Raw genomic sequence first — 14,512 nt, 5'->3', positions numbered from 1 at the left:
GGTGTTCGATAATCGGATTCGACCCTCTCGGCCGCTCAGATATCGAACACCGCGCTCGTGCCCCGCGCTTACGCCTCGGCGTTGAAGCTGCTCGTGTCACCCACCAGGCGCGTGTAGTCGTCCGGGACCGGATCCACCGCCGCGCGCGCCACTTCTGCCGCGAACTCCGATACGTTGTACAGCTTGCCCGCCTCTTCGCGCCGTGCTTCGATGGCACCGGGGTTCAGACGGTTCAACAGGGTGGCCGTCACCGTCCCCTCGATCATGTCGCCCGACACGACCGTGAACCCGATGCCTCGCGCAGCGAGCTCGGGAATGAGTTCCCGCAGTGCATCCTCGCCCGCTCGCTTCGATTCGGCCACGGGCACGTACTCCGGCATCGTCGGAGTCGTCCGGATGAAGTGAGCCTGGTGACTCGTGACGAACACCACACGCGCCCCCTCGCCCATCAACGGCAGCGCGGCGTCGAGCACGGACAGCTGCGCATCGCGGTTGAGACGCAGCGCGTAGTCCTCGCCCATATTGCTCTCCATGCCGCCGGAGGCGTTGAGCACCAGGATGTCGAGTCCGCCGAACTCCTCCCGCACGGCCGCCATCATGGCCTGCACGGAATCCCGGTCGGTCAGATCTGCACCTTGCACGAGCGCACGCACACCGAGTTCGCGGAACTCCGCAGCGAGTTTCTCGGCGCGCGGCGCCTTGTTCCGGAAGTTGACGACCACGTCCGCACCCGCCTGCGCGAAGTAGCGCGCAGTGTCGGCACCGACGCCGCGAGATGATCCCGTGACGAGCGCGCGGCGGCCGGCGAGGCTGCCGGGTTCGAGAATCTGGGTCACATGTACTCCTCAATCGTGGTGATAACCGTCGTCCCAGGGTACTGGACGGCCAGCAGTTGCCCAGGTCGGGGCTATCGCCGGGGCACCGCAGGCGGGTACCCTGCAAGAGGAGGCACGGCGCCCCGGCAACGTGGGCGTCAGACATGAGGGGGTTCCACATGGCCGATCGAACACTCCGCGGGACGCGCATCGGCGCGACCAGTTTGCAGGGTGAAGAAGGCGTCGAGCTTTCCCCCCGCCGTTCAGTCGAGTACCTCACGGACCGCGGGGTCCGATTCACGATCATGTTCGACGCCGATGCCGAGCCGCCCGCCGAATGGGTGGACCAGAAGAGCGGCGAGGTCGGATTCCTGGACGACGAGGCGGGCCGCGCCGCGAGGGCCGAGTTCGAGGAGAAAGAGTCCTCTCAGCGCACACCCTGGGACATGCTCATCGAGCGACGTAGTCGCGAAGAACTCGAAGAACTGCTCGAGGAGCGCTTGCGATTGCTGCGCTCGCGACGCGGCTCCGCTCAGTAGCCGCTTCTCGGGCGATCGAATGTGGCCGCGCGCCTCGATCTAGCCGTGTCGCGACACGCGTCGAGCGCGTACGAGCCCGAAGACCCCTCCCGCCAGGCCGAGGACGCCGACGAGCGCCCCGACCGAGGCGATCGCGCCTCCGAACCGGAGGGCCGGAGTGAGACCCTCGACCAGCGGCACCTCGGCGACCATCGCGTCGCGCGTGAACGGCTGCAGTTCGTCGAGGCTCCGACCGTCGGGCGCGACGACGGCGCTCGTGCCGACCGTCGAGTCGTTGACGACAGCACGACCCATCTCCACCGCGCGGGTGCGGGCGATGGCCAGCTGCTGAGCGCTCTCATCGGTCCGCCCGAAATCGGCGTTGTTCGTCTGCGCGAAGATCACCTGCGCCCCGTCGCTCGCCATCGCGACCGCCTGCGGATCGAAGATGATGTCGAAGCAGATCGCGATGCCAGCCCGGATGACTCCCGCCGACGTGTCGACCTCCAGCGCCGAGGGGCGCGTGCCGGCCGCGTATTCGAGTTGCACCAGGTCGACGAGATCCGGCACGATAGCGCGGAAGAACGGCCGATTGGGCATGTACTCCGCGAACGGGACCGGGTACCGCTTGTCGTATCGGGCGTCGGTGGGCCCCTCGGAGTTCCAGACGAGCGAGCTGTTGCTGTACGTGCCGTCCTCGTTCGCGAGGACGGTGCCGACGACGATCGGCGCGCCTGCGCGCTCGGCGAGCTTCGCGAGTCGTTGACTTCGAATGAGCTGGTCCGGTGCGGCGAACTCCGCACTGTTCTCCGGCCAAACGATGACGTCCACCGTTCGCCTCTCCGCTTCGAGGCGATCGAGCAGCTCTTCGGTCGCGGTGAAATGGTCGCGGATCACGCCGCCCGCTTCGCGATCGTCGAAGATTCCCGACTTCGAGTTGCCCTGCACGGCAGCGACGCGCAGTGCACCCGACTGCTCGAGCGGAGCCGCCGGCAATGCCGCGAGCGCGACCAGCACCACGAGGGACGCCGCGACTCCGACGAGTACCGGCCGCACGGAAGCGCCGCGGTCGCGGGCGACGAGCGCTACCGCCACCGGAACCACGCTCGCGAAGGCCAGCAGGGCGGAAAGACCAGCGAATCCGAGCCAGGAGACGGATTGCAGGAGCGGCCCATCGGCTTGCGTTGTGGCGAGCCGACCCCACGCGAAACCACCGTAGGGAAGCGCGCCCTGCAATTGCTCCCGCAGCATCCAGAGGCCCGCGACCGACGCCGCCTGCGCTCCGGCCAGCGCCGCAGCGCTGCGGCGCAGGATCGCGATCCGGCGGAGCCCCCGTGTCGCGACCGCCGCTGCGACGCCGAAGAGCCCGAACCAGAGGATCATCAGAGCGCACAGCGCCGCCCAGGGAATCGGGCCGAGGTACAGGGTCAGCCAGCCGATGTGCGGCATCCAGAACGCAGCGCCCGCAAGGGCGCCGACCAGGAACCCCCATCGCGCACGCTGCTGCCAGACCGCCGCGCACACGAGCGCGACTGCGGGAAACGCGAGCGGCCACCAGCTCAATCCCGGCGTCGCGGCATCGAGCAGAAGGCCCCCGGCGACCGCCGCGATCACGGAGGCGTACCAGCGCAGAGCCCGCGTTCCGTTCGCGTCGGTGCGCACCAGCATCGAGCGCTCGGTCGGCGCCCCCGCAATCGTCGCACTCACGAAGTGCTCGACGCTGCGACGATGCCCCGCTTCACACCCCGCTTCGCCTCGCGGGCGAGATGAGCGAGCGCACCGAGTCGATCAGCGTCCACATCGTCCAGCACGGCCGCCTCGCACGCCTGCGCGACCTGGTCGAGCAGATCGATGGTCTGCTTCGCCCAGCGTACGAAGTCACCCGCTCCGATCCCGGCGGCTTCGAGCACCAGCTCGATCGGTCGCCCGGTCACCCAGGCGTGCATCGTCTTCGCGAGGCCGGCGTGCGGCATCTCGCTCCGCGGCAACCGCGATCGCTCTGCCAGGTCGTCGAGTCGCACCCAGATGTCGAGCACCCGATCATAGGCGGCGCCGAAGGCAGCTCCGCCAGGCAGACGCTCCTCCCCTTCGTCGTCCCGCCGCGGTTCGTAACTCAGCACGCAGCACATCGCGGCGAGTCCCGCGGCGTCCAGCCCGCGCCATGCGTCCTCGCGAATGCACTCGGCGACGAGCAGATCGCGTTCGCCGTAGATCCGCCGGAGCAGGTTGCCCCACGGAGTGACGTTCGGCTCGCGTGTGCGGTCGGCTTCCAAATAGCCGAGTTCGAGCAGCTGGTCGACGACCCGGTCGAAGGTACGGGCGATCGTGCCCGTCCGGGAAGCGATCTGGCGCCGGCCGCGCTCCACGCGACGCCGGAGTTTGCGAGCGCGATCCTCCCATCGTTTCCGATCGGAGCCCTGCGCACGGCTCGCCGCCGCATCGTAGCCGGCGAGTGATTCCTGCTCCGCGCGCAGTTCCCTGGCCTGATCGACGACGGCGCGATCGGCCTGGAACTGCGCGAACGAGAGCTCGAGCATCTCCCTCACGTGAGCCCGGTCCATGCGCTGCAGCAGATTCACAGTCATGTTGGCCGTGGGACGGAAGCTCGAACGCACGGGGAACGACCTGGCTCCGGCGAGATGGGCGAGTGCCTCGAGATCGACGTCGTCGCTCCACACGACAACGGCGTGACCTTCGTCGTCGATCCCGCGCCGACCGGCGCGACCCGTCAGCTGGGTGAACTCTCCGGAGGTGAGCGGCACCCGCTGCTCGCCGTTGAATTTATCCAAGCGCTCGATGACCACGGCGCGCGCGGGCATGTTGATGCCGAGGGCGAGCGTCTCGGTGGCGAAGACGAGTTTCACGAGTCGCCGCTGGAAGAGACGCTCGACAACGGCTTTGAACGCCGGAAGCAGGCCGGCGTGGTGCGCCGCGACGCCGCGCTCCAAGCCAGCGAGCCACTCGCGCACGCCGAGCACACGACGCTCCTCGTCGCTCATCCCCGCGACCTCTGCGCGCGCGATGCGACGAATCTCGTCGCGCTCCTCCCGGCTGGTCAGCGTGATGCCCTCCATGAGGCACTGACGAACCGCCTGATCGCATCCGTTCCGGCTGAAGATGAAGACGATCGCCGGCACGAGATCCGTCTCGTCGAGTGCGCGAGCGATGTCGGATCGCGAGATGCGGCGGCTTCGACGCGCCGGTGGCCGCCCGCGAGAGCGCTCTCCCCGCCCGCGGCCCCGCTCGCGGTCGCTGTCGCGGTCACGCCATCCGCCTCTGCGGTCGAGCGCGTACAGCTCGGGATTCACTCGCCCGCCAGTCGCGAGCTCGCCTGCCCGATCGACGTAGAGCGGGAGGAGCGCACGGGAGGTGAGCACGTGCTGGTAGAGCGGCACCGGCCGGTGCTCGGAGAGAATCACGTCGGTGTCGCCGCGCACGGCGTGCATCCAGTCGCCGAACTCCTCCGCGTTCGAAACCGTCGCCGACAGCGACACGAGTCGCACGGCGGGCGGCAGGTGGAGGATGATCTCCTCCCACACCGCGCCTCGGAATCGATCGCCGAGGTAGTGCACCTCGTCGAGCACGACGAATTCCAGATCGTCGAGGGCGTCGGACCCCGCGTAGATCATGTTCCGGAGCACCTCGGTGGTCATCACGATGATCGGAGCGTTCGAGCGCAGATTCACATCGCCGGTGAGCAGACCCACTTCGTCTTCGCCGTACTCGTCGCAGAGCTCTCTGAACTTCTGGTTCGAGAGCGCCTTGATGGGCGCCGTGTAGAAGATCCGCGCGTCGCGCTCCCGCCTGGCGAGGTACACCGCGAACTCGGCGACCGTCGTCTTGCCCGACCCGGTGGGAGCCGCGACGAGCACGCTTCTGCCTTCCTCGAGGCGTTCGCACGCCGTGCGCTGAAACGCGTCGAGCGGATACTCGAGACGGGCCGAGAACGCGTCGAGCGCGCTCTCCTCCCGACTCGCGCCGGGGTCAGGCATGCTCATCGGCGTCCTTTCGTGCGGTCGGCGTCGCCGCGCTCGGCTTCCCGTCCGGTGTCGTCGTCGAGGTCGTACTCGGCGAGCTCGGCGGCCCGGCGTTTGTCCACCCTGCGGTCGTGCAGCAGTGCGACGCCGGCCGCCGCGAAGTAGAGCACGATGATGGGCGCCGCGAGCAAGAACATGCTCATCAGGTCGGCCGCGGGTGTCGCGATGGCCGCGAAGAGAATGATGACGAGGATCGCGACTCGCCAGCTCCGGATGATGGCCGCGCCGCGCAGCACTCCGATGAAGTTGAGCATCACCAGGAGCACCGGGAGCACGAAGCCGACGCCCACCGCGAGCAGGAGCTTGATCGCGAAATCGAGATAGTTGCGCGCCGTGAGATAGAACGCGTCCTCCTCCGGCTGGAAGCTCGCCATGAGGCGGACGATATTCGGGAGGACCAGCCAGCCGGCATACGCGCCGCCGAGGAACAGCGGTACCGCGGCACCGATGAATCCCACCCCGGTGAGCTTCTCGCGTCGCGTCAGACCCGGGGCGAGAAACGCCCAGACCTGGTAGAGCCACACCGGCGAAGCGATGAGCACCGCGATGAAGAGCGCGATCTGAACCTTGGTGTCGAAGCCGCTCGAGATGTCGCCGTACGAGATGATCGCATCACGGCCCTGCATCTCGAGATCGTTGATCGGCTTGCGGAGCATCTCCCACACCCACGTCGACAAGAACCAGCCGGCGATGAGGGCGATCACGATCGCGGCGGCCGAGATCAAGAGTCGTTTGCGGAACTCGATGAGGTGCTCGCCGAGGCTCATCCGCCCATCGGGACTTCGCCGCTTGCGAGCCTGGTTAGCCATTGGTTCAGTGTATCTCAGCGGTCGCCGCACCGCGCCAGGAACACTCAGCCGCCGTACGCCGCGAGCGCGCGTTCCGTCCACTCGCGCACCGACGCCCGCGCCCAGTCGGGCGACTCGATCTCCACGCCGCCGGGGAGCACCTGCACGATCTGCACTGCCGTACCTCGATGCCAGGCTTCGACTCGCACCCGGAAGCGCCCGTCTTCGATCTGTTCGAGCACCTCTGGGGCGAAGCCTTCGAGCGGCGCGAGTGCCGCCTCTGTCACTCGCGCGGTGATGTGCACCGCGCCTTCGTGCGCCATTGGTTGCTCGGCCGCGGTGGCGGGCGGCGCCGCGACGGGCGCCGGTACGAGCGGCGCGTCCGATCCGGGCGGGTCCGCGGTACCGGGCGCTGCACCTGCGGCGCCCGGGATTTCCGCACGTTCGAGCTCGCGCATCTGGTCGACCCGGAAGGTGCGATCCGCCAGGCGTTCGAAGCAGTACCCGCGCAGGTACCAGGTGCCCGATCCCTGCGTGAGCGACTGCGGCCGCACCGTGCGACGGGAGTCCGAACCGGAGGCGTCGCGGTAGACGAACGAGACTGCTCGCCCCTCCTCGATGGCGGCCACGAGTTCCGGCACCCGCGCATCCCCGGGCCCGTCGGTCACCGACATCGGCGCTTCCGGAGTCGCTCCGAGCGCCGTGCCGAGTTTCTCGGCGGTGGCTCTGGCGAGCGCTGCGTCCTCCGGACCGAGCATGCTCGTGAGTGCTTGGAGCCCCGCGATGAGGGCAGCCGTCTCCATGGGAGCGAAACGCGGTGCATCGTCGACGGCCACAGTCCGCGTGAGACTGACGAGGTCCTGCTGCTCGAGCGCGTCCCAGTCGATGTCGAAGAGATCCTCGTCCTGATAGTTCATCGTCTCTCCTGGCACACCGGCGGTGCCGAGGAACCGGACGAGGGTGCGCACGAGTTCCGGCGGCACCGAGAAGCGCTCCGCCAGTTCCCCGACTGTCGCCGAACCGGTATCCCTGAGGTACGCGACGAGCGAGAGAAGAAAGGTCACGCGTTCCGGAGCGAGGACTTGTTTACGCATCTGCCGTCCCTTCGTCACGTCGGGCATCGAGCTGGAGCTCATTCCCCGACGGTGCGACCGGTGCGTGATGGACCTCGGCGATGCGCCGCAGGCCCGCGACGACGAGTTCGCGCAGCTGAGCCGGCTCGCACACCGATACATCCGCTCCGTATCCGATGAGTTCGACCGCGAACACGTGGAGATCGAGCACCCCGACTTCGAGCTCGACGTGATCGCCCGAACCGCAGCGCCCGGGCCGCAGGTCGCCCTGATCCCCTGACCGCGAGAGCAGTCGAGCCTCCGCGATGCTTCCGCGACGGACGCAGAGCACGGCGCGCCGGTCGGAGCGCAATCGCTCGAGGTCTTCCACCGCCGCATCGGCGCGCACCCGCAGCTCGGGGTCGAATGCCTCAGTCGACTGCTGCACGCGCCCCTCGATGCGGGCGAGGAGGAACGTGCGAGCCGCGTCGCGTTCGAGGTCCCACGACACGAGGTGCCAGCGCCCCTCGGCGCGGTGCAGCCGCAGCGGAGCGACCCTGCGCATCAGCGGCGCCTCCCGATCCGGTAAGCGATACGCGAAGCGCACCACCCGCCCGGCATCGATCGCGCGCTGCAACGGCGCTGCAGCGGCCTCTGCCGTTCCCAGTCGCGGTGCGATGCCCAGATGCTGCACATCAAGCCCGGCGCCGAGGGCTTCGAGCTTCATCGCGGCACGGCGCGACTCCGCGCTGAGGCTCCCCTCGCTCCAGGCGAGAGCCGCGAGCCGCAGCAGCATGAGCTCGCGCTCGGAGAATCGAAGATCGGCTGGGAACTGCAGCCGCTCCTTGGAAATGCGGTACCTGATGAGCTGGTTGTTGCCGACGTCCTGCGGATCCTCGAACGCGTCGATCCGGATGCCGAGGGAGCGCAGCTGTTCCTTGTCGCGCTCGAACTGCTTCTCCAGAGCGGCACTCGGCTGGCCGTGGCGATATCTGTCGGCGTACCCGTAGACCGAGGAGAGGAGCTCGCGCTTCGTAGCGCCGAACGGGCTCACGACGAGGGCGAGGACCAGGCTGAAGAGACGCTGCTCGCTCGGCACCGAGGAACGCGACCGCCGTTCCGGGGCCTCAGAGGCTGCCGAGCTGCTCGGCATGGCCGATCAGCTGACCCCGAGGATGTCGACGACCACGACACGGGCATTCGCGGCGCCCTCGTTCTCGACGACGACCACCTGCGAGCCGATCGGCTTGCCCGTCAGTTCCGCACGATACGTGACCCCCGACTGGGCGATGTCCGCTTCGGTATAGAGCAGCTTGAGCCCCGTATCCCAGGTGTTCTCCTGCTCCATGCCGTCCCAGCCGACGGCGAGCACCTGCGCGATGACGTTGTCGTCGGCAGTCACCTCCGCTCCCTCGCCTGAGATGCGCACTGCCGAGGTCGTGCCTGCGGGCGCTTCGGTGGGCGGCAGCACGACGCCGACACGACCCTCCTCGTCGGTGACCACTGCTGGGAAGCCATTGGGAAGGCCGCGCTTCGTACCCTCCGCTACGGTCGGAGCCGTCGACACCACGTCCACCACGCCCACGACCGCGTCCGCTCCGGTCGCGCCGAGCTGACCTCCGAGCTGCGTGCTCTCCTCTGGCGAGAGCGCGAGCACGATGCGATCGCCGGGGACGGAGCATCGCACCGCCTCACTCAGTGGGTTCGCGGTCTCCTCGGCGACGAGCAGGGGCTGCGGCGGCTGCGAGGGATCCGTGAACCCCTCGCTCTGGAAGAGGGCGTCACCTGTGGCCGCGTCGAAGAAGGCCATGTTGACCCCGACGAGCGACTGCTCCTCGGCCACGTAGCCATCGGAGTCGCCGTATTCGACGACGGTGCGCTGGGTGGAGAGGATCTCGAGATCCTCCGGCGCCGAGATCTCCGGGACGTCGCCGAAGCTCCCGAGAACCGTCGTGCCATCGCTCAGAGCGCCCGGCTGCAGCGTCGTCTTGCAGTCTGACGCCTGCGCCTGCTGCGCGCTGCAGCCGGTCACCCCGGCGAGAAGCAGCGCAGCAGCAGCGGTAGCGGGAATGATGCGACGAAGCATGAGCACCTCTCGAGGAAGCCGACGTGAACCCCGCTATCCTATCGAACCGCGACTGGGCGTATGCGCGCCTCGTACTCGTCCGGCGCTGCGACCACCGGTCCGATCACGGGCGCCAGAACCCTCGCCGCCGCGCGATCAGTCGGTCACCGCGGAATCCGAGCCCGGGAGCTCGCCGCCGCGCTCCCGCGCGAACTGCTGGGTCTCACGCACCTTCTTGCGCAGCACCTTGTCGCTCTTCGTCCGCTCGCCGACCGCTTCCGGGGTCCACACCTCCGCGCTCGCCGGCGCCTCGTCCTCTGGGCCGAGGTCGGGCAGCCAGCTGCCGAGGTCGGTCTCGCTGAAATCGCTCTTCGACGCGCGTCGCTTCAGCTCGGGCAGCACGGTGCCGGGCGCGAGCCTGCGCGCCGTCACCAGGAAGCCGGTGTGCGCGACCATCCGGTGATCGGGCCGCACCGCCAGGCCCTCGACGTGCCAGCCGCGCACGAGCGTCTCCGACGCCTGAGCATGAGCGAACTCGCCGCTGCGGCGAATCTGCTCGACCGTGCGGGAGAGTTGAGTCACGGTGGCGACGTAGCAGATGAGCACGCCGCCGGGCGCGAGCGCATCGGCGGCGACGTCCACGCATTCCCACGGTGCGAGCATGTCGAGCACCACGCGATCGATGCTGCCAGCTGCGCACACGGCGGGCAGCGTTTCCTGCAGGTCTCCGACGGTCACGGTCCAGTTCTCGGGAACGCTGCCCGAGAAGGCGACGACGTTTCCGGTGGCGATCTCCGCGAACTCGTCGCGACGCTCGAACGAGAAGAGCGCACCCTCCGGCCCGACTCCTCTGAGCAGATGCAGCGACAGCGCGCCGGAGCCCACGCCGGCCTCGACGACACGAGCTCCCGGGAAGACGTCGGCGAGCGACAGGATCTGCGCCGCATCCTTCGGGTAGACGATCGCGGCACCCCTCGGCATGGACATCACGAAATCGGAGAGCAACGGACGCAGCGCGAGGTACTCCTCACCGCTGCTGTTCGCGACCACCGAGGCGTCGGGCCGGCCCACGATATCGGAATGCGGGATGACGCCGCGGTGACTGTGGAACTCGCCATCGTGCACGAGGGTGATCGTGTTGAGACGCCCCTTCGGCCCCGTCAGCTGCACGCGATCGCCGTACTGGAAGGGGCCGCGCACTGCCGGCGACACGGTTGCCGAAGTCGCTCCGCGATGCGCGGCGTACCGTTCGCCGAGCACCGCAGCATCGACGCCGTCCAGGGTCGGCCAGACCTCGTGAGCGGGTGCGTCGGACAGATCGATCAGATTCGGAATGCCGAAGGCAACGGCCCCGGAAGCGTGAGCGGAGCGCAGGCCCGTGACGGAGTCCTCGAGGGCGACGCACTCCTCGATATCGACGCCGAGCAGAGCCGCGCCCATGCGGTACGGCTCGGGGTGCGGCTTCTCGTGCGGGACCTCATCGCCGCCGATGATGTGGGTGAAGAGACGGTCGGGAAGCAGGGCCACGACCGCATCGGCGATCTCCCGCACAGCCATGGTCACGAGCACGCAGGGGATTCCCGAGTCGCGCAGCGACTCCAGCAGTTCGACGGCGCCGGGCCGCCACATGGGCTCCTCCGCGCTGAGCCCGGCGATCACGCCGGCCGTCCACTCCGCGATGATGTCGTCGACCGTCATGGGAACACCGAGTTCCTGGAATCGCCGCGCGGCGGCGCGAAGCCCCGAGCCGATGAGCGAGTCGCGGATCTCGGACGTCAGTTCGATCCCGTAGCGACCGAGCATCGCCAGCTCCGAGGCGAGCCAGAGCGGTTCGGAGTCGATCAGTGTGCCGTCCATATCCCAGAGGACGGCGGCGGGACGAGCGTCGAGTGTCCGCTCAGAGAGGAATGCGTTCATCCGAACCAGTGTACTGTTCGTCAGCCGATACCCTTGAGCCTATGTCCACACCCTCGGCCCCGCACTCCCGCGTCCTGATCGTCGCGTTCCAGGGCTGGAGCGACGCCGGCGACGCGACGACGGAGGTGCTGCAGCACCTCGCCGGTCTGATCGATGCCGAGGTGCTCCACGAGATCGGCGCCGAGGGGTACGTCGACTTCCAGGTGCACCGCCCGAAAGTACTCTTCGACGAGTCGGGCAAGCGGGTGCTCGAATGGCCCGACACCCGGTTGTTCGGCCCGGTGCAGCGCCCGGGCGAGTCGTCGGATGCCGTCGTCTCTCCGGAACCCGCTGACGGTGAAACGGTGCGACGCATCGACGGGAGCCCGGTTCGGGATCTCTTCCTCCTCGCGGGCGTCGAGCCGGCGAGGGACTGGCAGAACTTCGCCGACGAGATCGTCGAGCTGGTCGATGTCTGGGCGATCGATCTCGTCATCATCCTCGGGTCGATGTTCTCCGATGCGCCCCACACGCGGCCGATCGTCACCACCGTGACGTCGGAGTACGAGGCGCGCCGCGACGCAGTCGGAGCCGTGCGAAGCACGTACGAGGGGCCGGCCGGCATCTCCACGGTCATCGATCTGGCGCTCGCCGAGGCGGGCATCGAGACGCTGTCGCTTTGGGCGCAGGTGCCGCATTACGTGCACAGCACGCCGTCTCCCAAGGCCTCGCTCGCGCTGCTCGACAAGCTCGAAGAACTGCTCGATATCGTCATCCCGCGCGGAGAGCTGCTCGTTCAGGCGAACGAGTGGGAGGCGAACATCAATCGCATCGCCGACGCCGACGAGGACATGTCGAGGTATATCCGCCGGCTCGAGGAATCGCGGGACGAGGAACTCGCCGCGGAGACCACCGGAGACGCGATCGCCCTCGAATTCGAGAAGTTCCTGAAGGGCGGGCCGCGGTTCGCGCGCGATGTCGAGGTTCCCGACGCGGGGTCGCGGCGCTCGGGTGCGTCGGATTCCGTCGCGGATCCTGAGCACGATACGGACCGAGAGACGCCCGGCAGTCCGGAGACTCCGGACGGCCCTGCGGACCGCCGGGACGACGACTCCGGGCCCGGCTCGGCCTGAGACGGGCCCGGGTCACCCCGGTCGTACTAGAGCTGCACTCCGAGCAGCGCGAGCACCGCATCGGCCACGAGCCCCGGTGCGTCGACGCCTTGATCGAGCGCTGCGTCGAGGGTCGCCAGCATCACGGGCGTATCGAGGTCGTTGGCGATCGCCGACCGCAGCTGGCGCACCACGGCGGCGGCGGGAGTCGGATCCTCGCTCTCGCGCAGCAGCCCGGCCCGCCAGGCCTCCAGCCGGCGCTGCGCCACCGCGAGGTCGCTGTCGTGCCATTCCCACTCGGAGCGGTAGTGGTGGGCGAGAAGCCCCAACCGGATCGCCGAGGGGTCGGCTCCTCCGTCGAGCAGCCGCGAGACGAAGACGAGATTGCCCCTCGATTTCGACATCTTGTGCCCGTGGTACGAGACGAGCCCTGCGTGGCAGTAGGCGTGCGCCAGGGGCGTGCCCGAGAGGGCGGTCGCGTGCGCGGCGGTGAATTCGTGATGCGGGAACACCAGATCGGAGCCCCCGCCCTGCACGGTGAACGCTCCACCGAGCGCACCGCGTGCAATCACGGAGCACTCGATATGCCACCCTGGGCGCCCCGACCCCACCGGGGTCTCCCAACTCGGCTCCCCGGCGCGCTCCGCCCTCCAGAGCAGCGGGTCGAGCGGGCCCCGCTTGCCCGGACGCTCGGGGTCTCCCCCGCGCTCGGCGCTCAACCGGAGCATCGTCTCGCGGTCGTACGGCGCGACGTCGCCGAGCCGCCACTGCGAGTCCCGCTCGGCGGCGGCCGTATCGAAGTAGATGTCGTCGCCGGCAGCGTCTGCGGTGGGCACCGTGTAGGCGAATCCGCGGTCGAGCAGCTCGCGCACCGCGGCGGCGATCTCATCGATCTGCTCGGTCACCGCGATGTAGTGCTCGGGCGGCAGCATGCCCATGCGATGCATGTCGGAGCGGAAGAGTCCGATCTGCTCGTCCGCGAGCGCGCGCCAATCGGCTCCGGTGGCGTTCGCGCGCTCGAGCAGGGGGTCGTCGACGTCAGTGATGTTCTGCGCGTAGACCGTTTCGATCCCGGCGTCGCGCCACGCGCGCTGCATGATGTCGAACGCGAGGTAGGTGAACGCGTGCCCGAGGTGCGTCGCGTCGTACGGCGTGATGCCGCAGACGTAGAGGTGCGCGCGTCCCTCGGGAATGGCCGGGTACTCGAGGCGTTCGGTGGCGGTGTTGAAGAGTTTCGGCGCGACGCCGGTTCCCGGCAGCGCGGGGAGCTCGGGCGGGGTCCAGGTTCTCATCGAACACCCCCCGCCGTCACCGCGTGCACGCCTGCAGCGCCTTCGGCGACGGATGCCCCGCCATCGGCTGAGAGTACGCCGGTCGCGAGGAGCACGATGATGATCCCGCCGATCAGCACGCGGTAGACGACGAACGGCATGAAGCTGCGCTTCGAGATGTACTTCATGAAGAGACCGATGACGAAGAGCGCGATGACGAATGCGACCACCGTGGCCACCGCCGTGAGTCCCATGGGGGTTTCGCCTGCGGGAGCGCGCAGCGCTTTGAACACCTGGTAGAAGCCGGATCCCAGCACAGCTGGAATCGCGAGCAGGAAGGAGTAGCGGGCCGCGGCTTCGCGCGTGTACCCCATGAGGAGCCCAGCGGTGATCGTGCCGCCCGAGCGCGAGACGCCCGGGATCAGGGCGAGGGCCTGAGCGAATCCGTAGACGAGGCCGTGCTTCCAGGTGAGCGCTTCGATGGGGCGCACCTTCTGGCCGACGCGGTCGGCCACGCCGAGCAGCAGGCCGAAGACGATGAGGCTGATGGCGACGAACCAGAGGGAGCGGAGCGTCGTCTCGATCTGATCCTGGAACAGCAGCCCCAGCACGACGATCGGAACGGTGCCGATGATGATCCACCACCCCATGAGCGCGTCCGGATCGTTCCGAGGCACGCGCTTCCCGCCCAGCGACTGCGCCCAGCGTCCGATGATGCGCACGATGTCGCGCCAGAAGAACACGATGACGGCGGCTTCCGTCCCGATCTGAGTGATCGCGGTGAACGCCGCACCCGCGTCGCCGATGCCGAGCAGTTCGCTCGCGATGCGCAGATGTGCACTCGACGAGATGGGCAGAAACTCGGTGAGTCCCTGAATGATTCCCAGGAGGATCGCCTCGAAGATTCCCATGATTCCTTTCCTGGCTGCACCACGCGCGCGAACCGACCGCGCCGGGC

At 68.6% G+C, this 14,512-nt stretch carries 12 protein-coding genes and 1 pseudogene; 2 read left to right on the top strand and 11 right to left on the bottom strand.

The window, feature by feature from the left end; translation table 11 throughout:
• Window positions 1-68 precede the first annotated feature (68 nt).
• A complete protein-coding gene (locus JE033_RS00600; protein ID WP_090149097.1) occupies window positions 69-836 on the bottom strand; it encodes an SDR family oxidoreductase in 768 nt (255 codons plus the stop codon).
• Window positions 837-994: 158 nt separating this feature from the next.
• On the opposite strand from JE033_RS00600, the gene JE033_RS00595 reads away from it, so the two are divergent.
• On the top strand, window positions 995-1,354 hold the full coding sequence (locus JE033_RS00595) for an RNA polymerase-binding protein RbpA (protein WP_090149102.1): 360 nt from the start codon (window positions 995-997) through the stop codon (window positions 1,352-1,354).
• Between the two features lie 39 nt (window positions 1,355-1,393).
• Here JE033_RS00595 and lnt read toward each other — a convergent pair whose 3' ends face one another.
• The 8 genes and pseudogenes from lnt to JE033_RS14545 all read right to left on the bottom strand — a co-directional run.
• Complete coding sequence (gene lnt / locus JE033_RS00590) at window positions 1,394-3,040, bottom strand: apolipoprotein N-acyltransferase (RefSeq protein WP_370567873.1); 1,647 nt, start codon at window positions 3,038-3,040, stop codon at window positions 1,394-1,396.
• Window positions 3,037-5,331 (bottom strand): DEAD/DEAH box helicase, encoded by a 2,295-nt coding sequence (locus JE033_RS00585; RefSeq protein ID WP_200328767.1) that lies wholly within the window; start codon window positions 5,329-5,331, stop codon window positions 3,037-3,039. Before JE033_RS00585 ends, lnt begins: the two co-directional genes overlap by 4 nt.
• The gene (gene tatC / locus JE033_RS00580) at window positions 5,328-6,179 is read right to left on the bottom strand and encodes a twin-arginine translocase subunit TatC (protein ID WP_090149110.1); all 852 of its coding nucleotides are present in this window, start codon (window positions 6,177-6,179) and stop codon (window positions 5,328-5,330) included. The genes JE033_RS00585 and tatC overlap by 4 nt, the downstream gene beginning before the upstream one ends.
• Window positions 6,180-6,223: 44 nt before the next feature.
• Window positions 6,224-7,252, bottom strand: coding sequence for a YafY family protein (locus JE033_RS00575; RefSeq protein WP_200328765.1), 1,029 nt, complete (start codon window positions 7,250-7,252; stop codon window positions 6,224-6,226).
• Window positions 7,245-8,363: a YafY family protein gene (locus JE033_RS00570; protein WP_200328763.1), complete on the bottom strand. Its 1,119-nt coding sequence runs from the start codon at window positions 8,361-8,363 to the stop codon at window positions 7,245-7,247. Before JE033_RS00570 ends, JE033_RS00575 begins: the two co-directional genes overlap by 8 nt.
• 6 nt (window positions 8,364-8,369) lie before the next feature.
• Window positions 8,370-9,296 (bottom strand): peptidylprolyl isomerase, encoded by a 927-nt coding sequence (locus tag JE033_RS00565; protein ID WP_200328761.1) that lies wholly within the window; start codon window positions 9,294-9,296, stop codon window positions 8,370-8,372.
• Between the two features lie 135 nt (window positions 9,297-9,431).
• Entirely contained in the window at window positions 9,432-10,487 is a 1,056-nt protein-coding gene (locus JE033_RS14550; RefSeq protein WP_370567931.1) for a tRNA (adenine-N1)-methyltransferase, read from the bottom strand.
• Between the two features lie 135 nt (window positions 10,488-10,622).
• Window positions 10,623-11,192 (bottom strand): annotated as a pseudogene (locus JE033_RS14545) (HAD family hydrolase); the annotation flags it as partial.
• Window positions 11,193-11,233: 41 nt separating this feature from the next.
• Between JE033_RS14545 and JE033_RS00555 the strand changes: the two are divergent.
• Entirely contained in the window at window positions 11,234-12,304 is a 1,071-nt protein-coding gene (locus JE033_RS00555) for a PAC2 family protein (protein WP_200328757.1), read from the top strand.
• A 26-nt stretch (window positions 12,305-12,330) separates the two neighbouring features.
• Here the strand turns inward: JE033_RS00555 and mshC are convergent, their stop codons facing one another.
• Both mshC and JE033_RS00545 read right to left on the bottom strand, forming a co-directional pair.
• Window positions 12,331-13,575, bottom strand: coding sequence for a cysteine--1-D-myo-inosityl 2-amino-2-deoxy-alpha-D-glucopyranoside ligase (gene mshC, locus JE033_RS00550; RefSeq protein WP_200328755.1), 1,245 nt, complete (start codon window positions 13,573-13,575; stop codon window positions 12,331-12,333).
• A complete protein-coding gene (locus JE033_RS00545; RefSeq protein ID WP_090149125.1) occupies window positions 13,572-14,465 on the bottom strand; it encodes an undecaprenyl-diphosphate phosphatase in 894 nt (297 codons plus the stop codon). Before JE033_RS00545 ends, mshC begins: the two co-directional genes overlap by 4 nt.
• Window positions 14,466-14,512: the final 47 nt, after the last annotated feature.

Origin of the sequence: Leucobacter sp. L43 (assembly GCF_016597785.1) — a bacterium.
Taxonomy (GTDB): Bacteria; Actinomycetota; Actinomycetes; order Actinomycetales; family Microbacteriaceae; genus Leucobacter; species Leucobacter alluvii.
The sequence above is the reverse complement of the archived record's forward strand: the minus strand, read 5'-3'. Positions and strand labels throughout refer to the sequence as shown.

Excerpts from the sequence above, each read along its gene's own strand:
- JE033_RS00595 (WP_090149102.1), top strand. The coding sequence starts at position 995 with ATGGCCGATCGAACACTCCGCGGGACGCGCATCGGCGCGACCAGTTTG.
- JE033_RS00585 (WP_200328767.1), bottom strand. The coding sequence starts at position 5,331 with ATGAGCATGCCTGACCCCGGCGCGAGTCGGGAGGAGAGCGCGCTCGAC.
- tatC (WP_090149110.1), bottom strand. The coding sequence starts at position 6,179 with ATGGCTAACCAGGCTCGCAAGCGGCGAAGTCCCGATGGGCGGATGAGC.
- JE033_RS00575 (WP_200328765.1), bottom strand. The coding sequence starts at position 7,252 with ATGCGTAAACAAGTCCTCGCTCCGGAACGCGTGACCTTTCTTCTCTCG.
- JE033_RS00570 (WP_200328763.1), bottom strand. The coding sequence starts at position 8,363 with ATGCCGAGCAGCTCGGCAGCCTCTGAGGCCCCGGAACGGCGGTCGCGT.
- JE033_RS00565 (WP_200328761.1), bottom strand. The coding sequence starts at position 9,296 with ATGCTTCGTCGCATCATTCCCGCTACCGCTGCTGCTGCGCTGCTTCTC.
- JE033_RS00555 (WP_200328757.1), top strand. The coding sequence starts at position 11,234 with ATGTCCACACCCTCGGCCCCGCACTCCCGCGTCCTGATCGTCGCGTTC.
- mshC (WP_200328755.1), bottom strand. The coding sequence starts at position 13,575 with ATGAGAACCTGGACCCCGCCCGAGCTCCCCGCGCTGCCGGGAACCGGC.
- JE033_RS00545 (WP_090149125.1), bottom strand. The coding sequence starts at position 14,465 with ATGGGAATCTTCGAGGCGATCCTCCTGGGAATCATTCAGGGACTCACC.